At 66.4% G+C, this 14058-nt stretch carries 15 protein-coding genes; 2 read left to right on the top strand and 13 right to left on the bottom strand.

The annotated features are described in order from the left end of the window. Nucleotides 1-80 precede the first annotated feature (80 nt). A complete protein-coding gene (locus ASG79_RS03255; RefSeq protein WP_056388400.1) occupies nucleotides 81-647 on the bottom strand; it encodes a type 1 glutamine amidotransferase domain-containing protein in 567 nt (188 codons plus the stop codon). 496 nt (nucleotides 648-1143) lie between these two features. Here ASG79_RS03255 and ASG79_RS24435 point away from each other — a divergent pair. Then, nucleotides 1144-2642 (top strand): HNH endonuclease signature motif containing protein (locus ASG79_RS24435; RefSeq protein WP_235509725.1); only part of this gene is annotated, 1499 nt, incomplete at its 3' end. 361 nt (nucleotides 2643-3003) lie between these two features. Here ASG79_RS24435 and ASG79_RS03265 read toward each other — a convergent pair. Further along, a complete protein-coding gene (locus tag ASG79_RS03265) occupies nucleotides 3004-3531 on the bottom strand; it encodes a TetR/AcrR family transcriptional regulator (RefSeq protein WP_082581651.1) in 528 nt (175 codons plus the stop codon). Between the two features lie 251 nt (nucleotides 3532-3782). Between ASG79_RS03265 and ASG79_RS03270 the strand changes: the two genes are divergently transcribed. Beyond that, on the top strand, nucleotides 3783-4049 hold the full coding sequence (locus tag ASG79_RS03270) for a hypothetical protein (RefSeq protein WP_018770249.1): 267 nt from the start codon (nucleotides 3783-3785) through the stop codon (nucleotides 4047-4049). A gap of 56 nt (nucleotides 4050-4105) precedes the next feature. Here ASG79_RS03270 and ASG79_RS03275 read toward each other — a convergent pair whose 3' ends face one another. The 11 genes from ASG79_RS03275 to hpt all read right to left on the bottom strand — a co-directional run bounded on the left by ASG79_RS03275 (nucleotide 4106) and on the right by hpt (nucleotide 14030). Beyond that, a complete protein-coding gene (locus ASG79_RS03275; RefSeq protein WP_056388405.1) occupies nucleotides 4106-5035 on the bottom strand; it encodes a 4-phosphopantoate--beta-alanine ligase in 930 nt (309 codons plus the stop codon). Continuing rightward, nucleotides 5036-5929, bottom strand: coding sequence for a Rossmann-like and DUF2520 domain-containing protein (locus ASG79_RS03280; protein ID WP_018770251.1), 894 nt, complete (start codon nucleotides 5927-5929; stop codon nucleotides 5036-5038). It abuts the gene before it with no gap. Then, a complete protein-coding gene (locus ASG79_RS03285; protein WP_056388407.1) occupies nucleotides 5922-7610 on the bottom strand; it encodes a PH domain-containing protein in 1689 nt (562 codons plus the stop codon). Before ASG79_RS03285 ends, ASG79_RS03280 begins: the two co-directional genes overlap by 8 nt. Further along, entirely contained in the window at nucleotides 7607-8119 is a 513-nt protein-coding gene (locus tag ASG79_RS03290; RefSeq protein WP_056388408.1) for a PH domain-containing protein, read from the bottom strand. Before ASG79_RS03290 ends, ASG79_RS03285 begins: the two co-directional genes overlap by 4 nt. Beyond that, on the bottom strand, nucleotides 8100-8648 hold the full coding sequence (locus tag ASG79_RS03295; protein ID WP_018770254.1) for a DUF3180 domain-containing protein: 549 nt from the start codon (nucleotides 8646-8648) through the stop codon (nucleotides 8100-8102). The genes ASG79_RS03290 and ASG79_RS03295 overlap by 20 nt, the downstream gene beginning before the upstream one ends. Then, nucleotides 8645-9190: a 2-amino-4-hydroxy-6-hydroxymethyldihydropteridine diphosphokinase gene (folK, locus tag ASG79_RS03300; RefSeq protein ID WP_056388410.1), complete on the bottom strand. Its 546-nt coding sequence runs from the start codon at nucleotides 9188-9190 to the stop codon at nucleotides 8645-8647. Before folK ends, ASG79_RS03295 begins: the two co-directional genes overlap by 4 nt. Beyond that, nucleotides 9187-9579 (bottom strand): dihydroneopterin aldolase, encoded by a 393-nt coding sequence (gene folB / locus ASG79_RS03305; RefSeq protein ID WP_056388411.1) that lies wholly within the window; start codon nucleotides 9577-9579, stop codon nucleotides 9187-9189. Before folB ends, folK begins: the two co-directional genes overlap by 4 nt. A gap of 13 nt (nucleotides 9580-9592) precedes the next feature. Next, nucleotides 9593-10531, bottom strand: coding sequence for a dihydropteroate synthase (folP, locus tag ASG79_RS03310; RefSeq protein WP_018770257.1), 939 nt, complete (start codon nucleotides 10529-10531; stop codon nucleotides 9593-9595). Nucleotides 10532-10540: 9 nt separating this feature from the next. Further along, a complete protein-coding gene (gene folE / locus ASG79_RS03315) occupies nucleotides 10541-11185 on the bottom strand; it encodes a GTP cyclohydrolase I FolE (protein WP_056388414.1) in 645 nt (214 codons plus the stop codon). Nucleotides 11186-11194: 9 nt separating this feature from the next. Next, nucleotides 11195-13258 (bottom strand): ATP-dependent zinc metalloprotease FtsH, encoded by a 2064-nt coding sequence (ftsH, locus tag ASG79_RS03320; protein WP_018770259.1) that lies wholly within the window; start codon nucleotides 13256-13258, stop codon nucleotides 11195-11197. 220 nt (nucleotides 13259-13478) lie between these two features. Further along, nucleotides 13479-14030 carry a hypoxanthine phosphoribosyltransferase gene (gene hpt / locus ASG79_RS03325; protein ID WP_018770260.1) on the bottom strand — a complete coding sequence of 184 codons (552 nt, stop codon included), beginning with the start codon at nucleotides 14028-14030 and terminating at the stop codon, nucleotides 13479-13481. Nucleotides 14031-14058: the final 28 nt, after the last annotated feature.

Consider the following 14058-nt stretch of genomic DNA (forward strand, 5'->3'; position numbering starts at 1 on the left):
CGCCGCTGCAGATGCAAACACTCTACCCGCTGGAGTAATTCCTCCATACGGGTTTTTCAACCCTGAGGGAACATTGGGGGTCAGGCGGTCTGGCCCGCGTGCTGGCCTTCGGAGATCTCTTCCACCAGCTTGTTGTTGAAGGCCGGGAGGTCGTCCGGGTTCCGGCTGGTCACCAGGCCCTGGTCCACCACCACTTCCTGGTCCGTCCAGTTGGCGCCGGCGTTCTTCAGGTCGGTTTCAAGCGTGAAGTAGGACGTGACGTTCCGGCCCCTGATGACTCCCGCCTCGATCAGCAGCCAGGGTCCGTGGCAGATGGATGCCACGGGCTTGTGCTGTTCAAAGAAGCTGCGCGTGAAGCTCTGGGCATCCTTGTCCACCCGCAGGTGGTCCGCGTTGACGACGCCCCCGGGAAGCACCAGGGCGTCAAAGTCCGTGGCATTCGCCTCTGCCACGGTGAGGTCGACGTCGAAGGTGTCGCCCTTCTCGGTGCCGTTGTAGCCCTGCAGCTTGCCGCTCTTGGGTGCCACCAGGGTGGGCTCGCCGCCGGCATCCTTCACTGCCTGCCAGGGGCTGGTGAGCTCCACCTGCTCCACGCCGTCAGTGAGCAGGAATGCCACCTTCTTGCCTGCGATGTTGTGCTCTGACATTGATCCTCCTCATACTTGCGGTTGCACGCTTTTGGCGCACAGGTCCCGCTTCGAGAGTTGTTTGCCTGACGCTTTCCAGCCTAGGAAAGTTGAAAGTCATAAGCAAGCTGACTATTTACTTTCCGGGGTACGTGCTTTGTTCGGTTCGGCGGCTGCGCCGGCAAGGACGACGGCGGCACGGGGCTGCACGCTGACGGGTTGTCTGCGGGCCTTTCGGGTTCCTTCTGCGCACGGCAAAGGGAGCTGCGAGTCCTGCGGATTGTGCCTCGGCGCCCTTTTCGCTGCGGATATCTTTTGGCGCTGCGCATCTTCCCTTTCGCGCGGCATATTTGGGGTGCGAAAAGGAATGTGCGTGTCGACAAGGCGTACGACGGCGGCACGGGGCTGGCACGCTCGCGGCACCTTGGCTGCGGCTGACGTTGGGGTACGGGCAGGAGCCTGGGGGCAGGGCTGGTCGGCAGGCCTGATTGTCAGTGCCTCGCTGGATGATGTACCCATGGGAATCGGCACGGGTGTTGGGGTGGTTTTGGAGGGTGTTTCTGCCTCTGTTGCTGCCCTCGATGCTCTTACCCGTAAGGATGCTTTCCTTGCTGCCGGGTCCGGTGTTGGTGCTGACGTGGATGTGCTGCAGCGGCGGTATGAGCTCCGGCTGGAACGGCTGGAGGCAGTCTCCCGGGTCGAGGCTCAGCTCGCCGCGGTGAAAGCTCGTGATGCCGTGGAGTGCGTCGGTTTCCAGCAGGCACTCCTTGCCCCCGACGCCCCCGCCCAGGACCGCACCTACGCCGAGATGTCCGCGGTGGAGGAGATCGCCGGTGTCCTGACTGTCAGTTCGGCGGCCGCGGGTGCTTTGGTGGAACAGTCCCGCTGGGTGTGTTCCCTGCCGCCGCTCCTGGGCGCCCTGTCAGCCGGTGCCGTGTCGTGGCAGCATGCCAGGATTGTCGCCGATGAAACCGAGGGGCTCAGCCCGGACGGGGCTGCTGCCTTGGTGGCGCACTTCTTCGACCCCGACGCGCCCAACCCCGCCCGAGGCGCCGCGCCCGGTGAACTTGTCCCTGCCCGGTTCCGCGCGAAGGTCCGCGCCTGGCGGGAACGCCACCACCCCGAAACCCTCGAAAAACGCCACGCCAAAGGCGTGGCGGACCGGCGGATGGAATACACCCCGGACCGTGACGGCATGGCCTGGCTCTCGCTCTATCTCCCCGGCGACACCGCCTGCGCCATCTGGAACCGCACCACCGCCACCGCCCGCGGCCTCCAAGGCCCTGACGAGCCCCGCACCCTCACCCAACTCCGCCCCGACATCGCATCATCATTCCTCCTCGGCGCAGGAATCACCACGGCCACGGGTGAGGCTGCTCCGGGTGAGGCTGCACGGGCTACAGGTGATACGGCGGCCGCAGGCAGCGTTTCCGGCACAGGGAGTAGCGGTGGCGTTGGCAAGGTCCCCACCCCTCGGGCCGATGTCCTGGTCACCGTCCCGGTCTTCGCCCTGCTCGGACTCACCGATGAGCCGGCGGTGCTGGACGGCCTGGGCCCCATCCCGGCGTCGATGGCACGGAGGCTTGTCGCGGACGGGGCGGAGTCGTTCTACCGCGTCCTGGTCGACCCCCGCGACGGGGCACCCCTGGAGATCGGAAGCACCCGCTACCGGCTCCCCGAAACCATCAAACAATGGATCCGCATGCGGGACCGGAAATGCACCTTCCCCGGCTGCACCAACCACACCCCCGACAACCACACCGACCACCTCACCGCCTGGGAACACGGCGGCAGAACAGCCGTCCGGAACCCGGCGCAGCTTTGCCCCAAACATCACCGTTTGAAGCACGCCCGCGCCTGGACCCCCGACCCCGCCACCAACAACGGACCGCCCGGCTGGACCTCACCCACCGGCCGCCACTACAACCCCGAACACCACGACCCCCAACCAACCCACCGGCCGCCAGGAATAGTGCCGCTTGCCGCCGTTCCAGGAAGAGTGCCGGAAAAACGGCANGGACCCCCGACCCCGCCACCAACAACGGACCGCCCGGCTGGACCTCACCCACCGGCCGCCACTACAACCCCGAACACCACGACCCCCAACCAACCCACTGGCCACAATGGCCCATGCCCGCTGCTGCAACCCCGGGTGGAGATCCCGGCCCGGAGCACCCACAGTGGGAACCAGACGACGACACCTTCATAGACCTCAACGACCTGTCACCGGACGACCCCCTCTGGGCAGACTTCTACACCACGCCATTCGCGCCCTTTCCGGACCGCGTTGGCGCCGGGCAGTAGCAACTGTGGCGCCGGAGCAATGCATCGCGTCGTACCTTATGCCTCGCCTCGGACGCCTATCTGGCGTCGGGCGCTATGCCCGGTGGTGCTCGATGAGCCAGCGCGCCATCTGCCGGGCGCGCTTGGCGGCCTGGAGGTCACCCTCGGTGGCTGAAGTTATGGAGCCCTTCATCAGGATGTGCCAGGAACGCGAAAATTCCTCCGGTCGGGCCAAACCGGCTTCCTCCGCCAGCCCCCGGACGTGCCCGCGGACCTTCGCCAGGTAGTCGATGCTCGCCTGGCCCAGAGGGTGGGAGGGCCCCATCTCCAGCAGGACATTGATAAAGGCACTGCCTTCGAAATCGTCCTGCTGGAACCAGTCGCCCAGGACGTCGAAGATCGCCAATAGTTGCTCAACGGGAGTGCTTCCCTTGCCGCGGGCCTTGGAAATGATGCTGTCCTCCGTCCACTGCTTATCCCGCCGTTCCAGGAAGGCCAGGACCAGCGAATCCTTGGATGGGAAATGCCGGTAGAAAGTCGCCTTCGCTACACCCGAACGCTCGATGAGCTCGTTGACGCCCACAGCCCGGATCCCCCGGCGCGAGAAGAGCTCGTACGCCACGGACAGGATCCGTTCCTCCGGGCTCGACTGGCCGCTCGGCGAAGCCGGCGCCGCTGGGAGTGGCACTGGCGATTCCGGCCCTGACGATGCTGGGGACGATGAATTTTCGGGCTCCGGATTCGTCACGTCCATGGGGTAATTCTGTCATGAGACAGACTTGTCTTCCCCGTTGTAATGTTTGTCCTACGTGCAGTGCATTCGAACGTCGCGGTGGTTCCCCGGCCACTGCAGCTTGATGCAAGGAGGCCACTATGACCGTAGAGCGGTCGGTCCAAGGCGTGCCGTCGGCTCCCGAGCCGTGGATCCCCAGTGATACTCCTGTGGAGATCCGCCAGTTCGCCATCGAATCCCTGCGCTGGCAGGCGCAGGAGATTATCGACGAACAGCTTTCCAGCACGGATCCGGCCGAAGAACTCTCCAGGGCACGGCTTCGACAGTTCGTTGCACGCAACCCCGGCCGTCCGGAAAAGGCACTCCTGGAACAGCTGATGGCCAGCGAGGACGGGCTTGCCCCTTAGCCCGCCATGCTCGTTCCCGGCGCTTCAGTCCGGCTGGAGGCCAGTGAAACAAGAAGTCAGGAACTGAGCGGCATATTGTCGATCAGCCGCACCGGGCCAACCTTGGCGGCGATGAGCGCCAGGGCCTCACCCCGGAAGGGAGTCTCGCGGCAGTTCTCGGCCAACGGTTCAAGGGTTCCCGGATCCACTACCTCGAAGTAGTCCAGTTCCACCAGTGGCTGGGACCTCACAAGCGCGAGCGCGGAGTCCAGGTCCAGCGGCTCATGCGCGTTTGCCCGCTCCTCCAGCAGCCGCAGGGCCCTGGACAGAACAAGCGCGGCATCCCGCTCGGCGTCGGACAGGAAGCGGTTGCGGCTGGACAACGCCAAGCCGTCCTCCGCCCTGACCGTGGGCACGCCGACGATCTCGACCGGAAAGTTCAGGTCGGCAGCCATCCGCCGGACCAGGGCCAGCTGTTGTGCGTCCTTCTGCCCAAAGTAGGCCCGGTACGCCGGCAGGCCGCCTGCTTGTGAAGCCCCGTCAGTGGAACCGGAAGGAAGGCCCGCTGCCGGCATTCCGTAGTGCAGCAGTTTTGCCACAACGGTCAGGGCGCCGTCGAAGTGTCCGGGCCGGGAAGCGCCCTCCCACTTCTCCCCCAGGCGGCCGGAGGTAATCCGGACCAACGGCTCCCCACCGGGGTAAACCTCCTCCACGGACGGCGCGAACACCAGGTCAACACCCTGTTCGTCCAGCAGCGCAAGGTCGGCGTCCAGCGTCCTGGGATAGCGGTCCAGGTCCACAGCGTCGCCGAACTGCAGGGGGTTGACGAAGATGCTGGCCACCACAACGTCATTGTGCTCGACGGCGGTGCGCGCCAGAGCGGCATGGCCTTCGTGGAGTGCGCCCATGGTGGGCACCAGGCCCTGCGAGGTCCCGCGCCTGGCGCCAAGGAGCCTGGCGCTTTCCGCGTGCAGTTCGTGAACGGTTTTGACGAGTTGAATGGACATTCAGTCCTCCTTTGGATCGAGGGCCTCGTGCAGCCCCTTCAGCTGGTCAGGTTTCAGCAGTCCGCGTCCTTCTGCCCTGAGGGCAGTGGCCCGCGCCATCGCAAGGTAGGCCTCAAGCACATCACCGTGCCCGCCGCCGTCGAACTCCCGCAGAGCCTCAGCATGGGCACGGACCGTCCCCACGTCCCCGCGGGCCACCGGGCCGGTCAGCGCAGACTCCCCTGAGGCCAGCGCGTTTTCCAGCGTGGCCCTCAGCAGCGGACCAAGCATGCGTTCGGGCGCCTCCACGCCAACCTCCCGCAGGAGCTGCGACGCCTGCGCCACAAGGGTCACCAAATGGTTGGAGCCGTGCGCCAGGGCAGCGTGGTAAAGCGTCCGGTCCGCCTCGGCGATTGCAACCGGTTCCGCCCCCATCTCCACTACCAGCGCCTGGGCGATGGGCAGCATGGCGGCATCGGCCGTCACCCCGAAGGTGCAGTCCAGCAGCCGGGTGAGGTCCAGGCTCATTCCGGTGAAAGTCATGGCCGGGTGCAGCGCCAATGGAATGGCACCGGCGGCGCGGACGGGATGCAGCACGCCGACGCCGAACCGTCCGGAAGTGTGTGCCACAAGCTGGCCGGGCTGCCATGCCCCAAGCTTCGCCAGGCCCTCCACCAGGCCCGGGAGGGCGTCATCCGGCACTGCCAGCAACACCAGTTCCGCGCGCTCAACGATGTCCTGCACTTCCAGGATGGGCACGCCGGGCAGTAGCGCTTCAGCCCGTTCCCGGCTTGCGTCGGACACCGCCGACACCCCGACGACGGCGTGCTCGGCTGCGCGCAAAGCCGCGCCAAGCACGGCTCCCACCTTGCCGGCGCCGATGATTCCGACGCCGAGTCGTCCGGGCTTAGCCATGCTGCTGGCCTTCCTGTTGGTGGTGGGTGCGGGTTTCGCCGGCCGCCGCCTGGGACATCGGCGCGGCAGGGGTCGGCCCGGCGGGCAATTGCACGCCCAATTGCATGCCATCCGGCAGCGTGGGCGCAACTGCCGGAACAACCTGCCGCAACCATTGTTCGGTGGTTTGCCGCTTCCGGGCCAGCCGTGCGCGTGCTGACTGGTCGTCGAAGAGTTGCCTGGCTTCGTCCAGCCCGGCCTGCCTCAGGCGAGGTATTACCGGCCCGGCGGTTGTATGCAGGGCCAGGTCCGCCACCCGGAACCGGCGCGCCAGGGGCCCCTGGTGCAGGGCCAGCGACTGCGTCCGCTGATGGGGAACCAGCACCAGCTCACGCCACCACCGCCCGGAACGGATCAGGAGGGCCGTGTCCGTTGACGTGAACCCGTTCCGGCGCCACGCGAGGGGCGCCAGCAGCCGGGCCCGGCGCGGCGTGGTGACGAATCCGCCGTCGGAATCCCTGCCTGCAAGCCCGGCGGTGAACACCAGCTCCGGCCGGTCCGTCCCGGGGTCCGGCAGGACCAGCGACAGCATTGCCATGACGTCGGCAAGCTTGCCGACGGGCAGGAGGATGGTCCTGGTGTTGCCCTCGACGGCGTTGCCGGAAACCCCGTAGCCGGCCGCATTCACCTGCATCCGATACCAGCCGAACGGCCGCCACAGCGGAGGCTGGGCGATTTTCACCGCCTGGATCCGGCCGGGCGGAAGCGTCTGCGCCTGGGTGTCCAGCAGCCCGTACCGCAGCCGGATGCCGTCGGGCGAAACCGCTGCGGTGAAGTTGAATCCCTTGTTGAAATAGTTCCAGTAGCCGGCGGCAAGGCCCAGGGCCGCCGGCACCAGGTAGAAGTAGAACGCGCGGTTGTCCGTCAGTGCCGACAGAACCACCGACGCAATGCCGCCCACCACAATGAAGACGCTTTGCTCGCTGAGGATCAGCGAGCAGAGAAGGCGCGACGGCGGCACGGCGAGGACAGTGATTTCCGGCGCCTCGGGTGCGGGTTGGGGAAAGCGTCCCGGCCCCTTAGTATCCCCGGAAAAACCATCCGGGGCGGAACCAGCGCCGGCACCGGTATGGGAACCGGCGCCGGAGACTGCTCCGGAAGCCTGCGCCAGGATGGTGGCACGAAGCTGGCGGGCGTCATCGATCTTCAGGTAGGCCAGGCGCACCGCTGATTCGCCGGCGTCGGCCACCTCGAATTTGAGTTCGGCCAGTCCGAAGATCCGGGCCAGCAGGGGCTGCACGATGTCAATGGCCTGCACCCGGTCCAGCCGTGCCTGCCGGTGCTGGCGGAAGATGAGCCCGCTGTTGACCCGGACGTAGCCACCGGATACCTGGTACTTGGTGAAGTACCAGGTAAGCACGAATCCCAGCACCGCCACGGCCAGCACCACGGCCCCGCCGCCCAGCAGCCATGGGGCGCGCCTGGCGAACCCCTCCTCGAACACGGGTTGTCCCTGCAATGTCCGCTCGAAGAGGTCCCGGCCGAAGAAGAACGTGATGGCTGCCAGGGCAACCCAGCCGCGGACGAACGGCGAGGCGGGATGTACACGCAGCCATTCGCCGTCGGGCGTTCCGTTGGTTTGCGGCCCGGCCGCAGCAGGCGGAACCGCTGCCTGCCCGGGCAGCTGGCCGTCAGTGGTCACAGCCCTGCCAGCCTGGCTTCGCCGCGGGCGGCCAGCTGTTCCCGGAGCCGTGCGCCCTCCGCTGCCGGCAGGCCGGGGATGCGTGCGTTCGTTCCGGGTGACGCGGTGTGCAGCTTCACGGTGCACAGGCCCAGCGAGCGTTCCACGGGTCCGACGCCGATGTCCACGTACTGCATGCGGCCGTAGGGGACGGCCATGGTGCGCTGGAAGAAGATCCCGCCCCGGATCAGCAGGTCCTCGTCGCGCTCGGCGTAGCCGATGGCCCTGACCTGCCGCGGAATGAGCACCAGCCGCCACAGGGCAGCCAGGAGCGTGGCAGACGGAACAGTGATGGCGAGCCACAGCGGCGGCCACCGCCACCAGCCCAGGAGGACAAACATCAGCGGAGCGGCCAGGACCACTACGGTGACAAGGTTGGCCACAGCCCATTCCACCAGGCGGACTGTGATGTATTTCGGTGAAACCCGCTGCCAGGCGATACCCGGCGGGTCAATCGCCTCGGTATGCATATTCGCCTTCCCCGGCGGCTTCCCCGCGGGCAGGGCGGCCCTTCTTCCCGTCGAGGCTGTTGGCGTCGCCGTCCTCCGGGGGGATCTTGCAGAAGCGCTCCACGAGGAGCCCCACCACGATCATCACCAGGCCGCCGCCGGCCATGGCCAGGGCCAGCCAGGTGATGCCCTGGTCGCTGCGCAGGCTCCAGATCCGCAGCTGGTCCAGGAAGATGCCCACGTGCCAGCCCAGGAGCACCGTTCCAGCGTAGGCGCAGGCCTGTGCCAGAATCAGCGTCCGCGCGGCCAGAAGGGGGTCCAGCTGAGTCTTCCTGGCCGTGCTGTTGGGCTTGAGGCTGTTGCGCCACCGCAGCACCCGGATACCCAGAATCAGCGTGATGGCAACGATGACGCCCATGGTGGCCAGCGCTGTGGCGGGCAGGACAGGCGTGGCCATGCTGTACCGGCTGGTGACTACCGTGGCTGACCAGCCCGCCACGGCGAGGATCACGCAGATCAGCAGGAGGCGCAGCGGGTTGATCGGCTTCATCGCTCCTCCACCGCTCCCGCCGTGGGCATGCCGTCAAAGTCGCCGAACCCGTCGAACGGCGACAGGTCCTTTAAATCCTCTGCCCGGGCTGCCAGGGCGCTGATCCGTTCGCCGTCCAGCGTGGCGGCTGGTTCGATAAGCGACCAGGGGTAGAGGACGAAAGCCCGCGACGCGGCGCGCGGGTGCGGCAGGGTCAGCGCGGGATCATCGCTGCGGTGGTCGCCGTAGGTGATGATGTCGACGTCGAGCGTCCGCGGCCCCCAGTGGACCTCGCGGACGCGGTGGTGCTTGTTCTCCACCGCCTGGCAGTGTTCCAGCAGTTCCTGGGGGCTCAGGCTGGTTTCCACCGTGATGACCATGTTCAGGAAGTCCGGCTGCCCGGCCGGGCCCCCCACGGCTTTGGTCTGGACTATGGGTGAAACGGCAAGGAGCCGGACCTCCGGCGGATCCACCAGGTCCCCCACAGCCTCGGTCAAGGTCTCGTTCCGTTCACCAAGGTTGCTGCCCAGGGCCAGCACGGCCTTGGTATAGGTCCCGTTCACGTCTGCACCCCGGCCAAGGCATGGCCAGCGGGGACCAGTGCCCGGTGGACGGTGACAGCCACGTCCCCGAAAGGAACCGCGATGGGAGCCTGCGGCTTGTGCACGGTGATGTCCACGGCCTGGAGCTTGAATTCGGACAGGAGGCTGTCGGCGATCCGCACTGCGAGTGCCTCGATGAGGTTGAGTGGTTCGCCCGTGATCCAGTCGGTGATACGCTGCGCCACCTCGCCGTAGTGCGCGGTGTCCCGCACATCGTCGGACTTTGCCGCTTCGGTGAAGTCCAGGTGGAGCACTGCGTCCACCACGAAAGGCTGGCCCTCCCGGCGTTCGAAATCAAAGACGCCGTGATGGCCGACGGCGGTCACTCCGGTCAGCGTAATCCTGTCCATGGGTCCCCCGGCCCTATTGGTTTTTGGGTACGGCTTGTGCCGTGGATGCTGCGGCCATGCGTGCAGCCACCTTCACGGCGTCAAGGCTGGACCCCACCTCGTGCACGCGGACGGCCCAGGCCCCGCGGTAGGCGCTGATGGCTGTGATCGCCGCTGTGGCCCCGTCCCGTTCCTCCGGGGCGGCGGACTTGCCGGCCACCGTCAGCAGGGTGCCGAGGAAGCGCTTGCGGGAAGCGCCCACCAGGACCTTGTGGCCCAGGCTGTCCAGCTGGTCCAGGTTCTGCAGCAGTTCCCAGTTCTGGGCGTCATTCTTGGCGAACCCCAGGCCGGGGTCGATGATGATCTGTTCCTGGCTGACACCGGCGGCGTAGAGCTTGTCGCGGACTCCTGCCAGCTCGGCCACCACTTCACCGGCAACGTCCGTGTACTCGGCGAGGGAGTTCATGGTACGGGCGTCCCCACGGCGGTGGGTGAGGACGTACGGCACCTTGGAGGCCGCCACGAACTCGGCCATTTCGGGCTCGATGCTCAGGCCGGAGATGTCGTTGATGATGGCTGCGCCGGCTTTTACCGCCGCTGCCGCCGTCGAGGCATGCGTTGTGTCGATGCTGACCAGTGCGCCGGCCTTCACCAGGGCCTCGATCACCGGCAGGACGCGGCGCTGTTCTTCTTCCGGGCTGACGTCGTCAGCGCCGGGCCGGGTGGATTCGCCGCCGACGTCGATGATGTCCGCACCCGCGTAAAACATCCGCAGGCCGGCGGCGATGGCGGTGTCCGCCGTGGCGTGCTTCCCGCCGTCGCTGAAGGAATCGGGGGTGACGTTGAGGATTCCCATGACCAGGGTGCGGTCGGTGGGCAGGCCTTCGAAGCGCGCGGCCGGGCGGGGCTTGCGCAGGATGGGCAGCGGGGAGGTTGCGGGCCCCGTTCCAGGGGCTGCAGCGAGTGAATCCATGGTCTGTAGTTACCTTCCGAGGATGAGGCTCATGGCTTCGGCACGGGTGGCCGGGTCATGAAGCTGCCCGCGGACCGCACTGGTGACGGTCTTCGCTCCGGGCTTGCGGATACCGCGCATCGACATGCACATGTGTTCGCATTCAACGACCACGATGGCGCCACGGGGCTTGAGGTAGCGGACCATCGCTTCGACGATTTCAGTGGTGAGGCGCTCCTGCACCTGCGGGCGGCGGGCGTAGATGTCCACCAGGCGGGCCAGCTTGCTCAGCCCGGTGACCTTGCCGTCGTGGGACGGAATGTACCCCACGTGGGCCACCCCGTGGAACGGCACCAGGTGGTGCTCGCAGGTGGAGTAGAACGGGATGTCTTTGACCAGGACCAGTTCCTCATGGTCCAGGTCGAAGGTGGTGGACAGCACGTCAGCAGGATCGTGGTGCAGACCCGCGAAGACCTCGGCGTACGCCTTCGCAACCCGCTTCGGGGTGTCGCGCAGGCCGCCGCGGTCCGGGTCCTCGCCAATGGCAAGGAGGATCTCGCGGACGGCCGCCTCGATCCTCGGCCGGTCCACCTTTTCGCGCTTCGAATGGTGGGATCCGTCCTCCGCCACGTGTACGGCGGAGGCGGGAACGTCGTCGTCGTCGAAAGAAGTCACAGGGAAAGCTTAGCCGCGAAGGGTGTCAGGCCCCGAGTCGGAGGTGCCTCCGTGAAACGGAGCGTCCTCCGGAACGCCCTGCGAGTGCGGCGGCTGGGCGTCCAAAGGCTCGTCCAGCCGGGCCTTCTTTGCCTCTTCCTGTGCCTCGCGTTCCGCCCTTTCCTGGCGGGACTCCACGGGGCCTGCCATCTGGACAGGACGGGTTTCCTTGGACAGCCACACTTCGCGGAAGTCGCGCTTGCGCACGTCGCGGAAGATGTCGGCAATCTCGGACTGGTTGAGGGTTTCGCGCTCCAGCAGCTCAAGGGCCAGGATGTCCAGGATGTCGCGGTTCTCGGTAAGGATCTCGTAAGCCTCGTCGTGGGCCTGCTCGATCAGCCGGCGCACTTCCTCGTCCACCACGTAGGCGATCTGGTCCGAGTAGTTGCGCTCGTGGCCGGCGTCGCGGCCCAGGAAGGGTTCGCCGCCGCCCTGGCCCAGGCGGACAGCGCCGACGCGTTCGCTCATGCCGTACTCGGTGACCATCTTGCGGGCAGTGCCGGTGGCCTTCTCGATGTCGTTGGAGGCGCCGGTGGAGGGGTCGTGGAACACGATCTCCTCGGCAACGCGCCCGCCCATGGCGTAGGCCATCTGGTCGAGGAGTTCGTTGCGGGTGATGGAGTATTTGTCGTTTTCGGGGACCACCATGGTGTAGCCCAGGGCCCGGCCGCGCGGAAGGATGGTGATCTTGGTGACCGGAGCCGAGTTCCGCAGGGCTGCCGCCACCAGGGCGTGGCCGCCTTCGTGGTAGGCGGTGATCTTGCGCTCGTGTTCCTTCATGACGCGGCTGCGCTTCTGCGGGCCGGCCATGACTCGGTCAATGGCCTCGTCCAGGGCGCGGTCGTCAATCAGGTTGGCGTTGGAGCGCGCGGTGAGCAGTGCGGCCTCGTTGAGGACGTTGGCGAGGTCTGCGCCGGTGTAGCCGGGCGTCTTCTTCGCCACACCCTTCAGGTCGACGCCGGGCGCCATCGGTTTGCCCTTGGCGTGCACCTGCAGGATCTGGTCGCGGCCAATGAGGTCCGGCGCCTCCACCGAAACCTGGCGGTCGAAACGGCCGGGGCGCAGCAGTGCCGGGTCCAGGACGTCGGGCCGGTTGGTGGCGGCGATGAGGATCACGTTGGTTTTGACGTCGAAGCCGTCCATCTCCACCAGCAACTGGTTGAGGGTCTGCTCGCGTTCGTCGTTGCCGCCGCCGATGCCTGCACCGCGGTGGCGGCCAACGGCGTCGATCTCGTCCACGAAGATGATGGCGGGCGAGTTGGCCTTGGCCTGTTCAAAGAGGTCGCGGACGCGGGATGCGCCGACGCCGACGAACATTTCCACGAAGTCCGAGCCCGAGATGGAGAAGAAGGGCACGCCGGCCTCACCGGCCACTGCGCGGGCCAGCAGCGTCTTGCCGGTGCCGGGCGGGCCGTACAGCAGCACGCCCTTGGGGATCTTGGCGCCAACGGCCTGGAACTTGGCAGGCTCCTGCAGGAATTCCTTGATCTCCTGCAGTTCCTCGACGGCCTCGTCCGCGCCTGCGACGTCGGCGAAGGTCACCTGCGGCATGTCCTTGCTGACCATCTTGGCCTTGGACTTGCCGAACTGCATGATCTTGGAGCCGCCGCCCTGCATCCGGGTCATCAGGAACCAGAAGAGGGCACCCAGCAGGATGACGGGGATCAGGAGGGAGAGCAGGCCGGAGAACCAGTTGCTTTCAATCGGCTGGTCGGTGAAGCCCTGGGCCGGCTTGGCGTCGGTGACAGCCTTCACCACGTCCTGTGCGCGGGCGTCAACGAAGAAGAACTGGACGCTCTTGCCTTTGTCCTGCCCGTCCACCTGCAGGTTGTCCTTCAGCGTGAGGTCAACGCGGTTCTCGCCGTCGAAGATCTTGGCCTGCTCCACCTTGTTGCCGGAGAGCAGTTCCAGGCCCTTGTCCGTATCGATGCGGGCGGCACCGCCGGGGGCGAGCGTTGCAAAGGCCACCAGGAGCAGACCGACCACAACGACGATCCAGATGCCCGGGCCTTTGAAGAAGTTCTTAGCTTTCATCTGTTCGGGGGCTGGCCCCGTCCCTTCCGGTAGTGCTTCACGGCGAGTAGTCTGCGCGCGTGATGGTGCTGCGTCAGCTTCTAGCTATACACCGTCCGGAGTACATCACGCATAGCGAAAAGCAAAAGTTCCCTGTGGGCGTAGCAGTGCCGGGACAGCCCAGGAGTTGCCCACATGGCGCGGTTTTACCGGAGTACGGCGGCGGAGTGTGCGGCGCCGCTTACTCGTAGACGTGCGGGGCCAGGGTGCCCACGAAGTCAAGGTTGCGGTACTTTTCGGCGTAGTCCAGGCCGTAACCCACCACGAACTCGTTGGGGATGTCATAACCGACGTACTTGACGTCGATTTCCACCTTGGCGGCTGTGGGTTTGCGGAACGCCGTGCAGATCTCCACGGACGCGGTGCCGCGGGACTCCAGATTGGTCTTGAGCCAGGACAGGGTGAGGCCGGAGTCGATGATGTCCTCGACGATCAGCACGTCCTTGCCCATCAGGTCGGTGTCCAGATCCTTCAGGATGCGTACCACGCCGGAGGACTGGGTGCCCGAACCGTAGGAGGACACTGCCATCCAGTCCATGGAGATGTGGCTGTGGAGTGCGCGGGCAAGGTCAGCCATGACCATGACGGCGCCCTTGAGCACGCCCACCAGGAGGATCTCGCGCCCCTCGTAGTCCTTGTCGATCTGCGCAGCGAGCTCGGTGATCCGCTGCTGGATCTGCTCCTTGGTGTAGAGAACGTGCTTGAGATCTGCCTGGACGTCGTTTGAATCCACCAATGGCTCCTGTTTAGATGCGGGGTGC

The sequence above is a fragment of the Arthrobacter sp. Soil761 genome, assembly GCF_001428325.1.
Classification (GTDB): domain Bacteria; phylum Actinomycetota; class Actinomycetes; order Actinomycetales; family Micrococcaceae; genus Arthrobacter.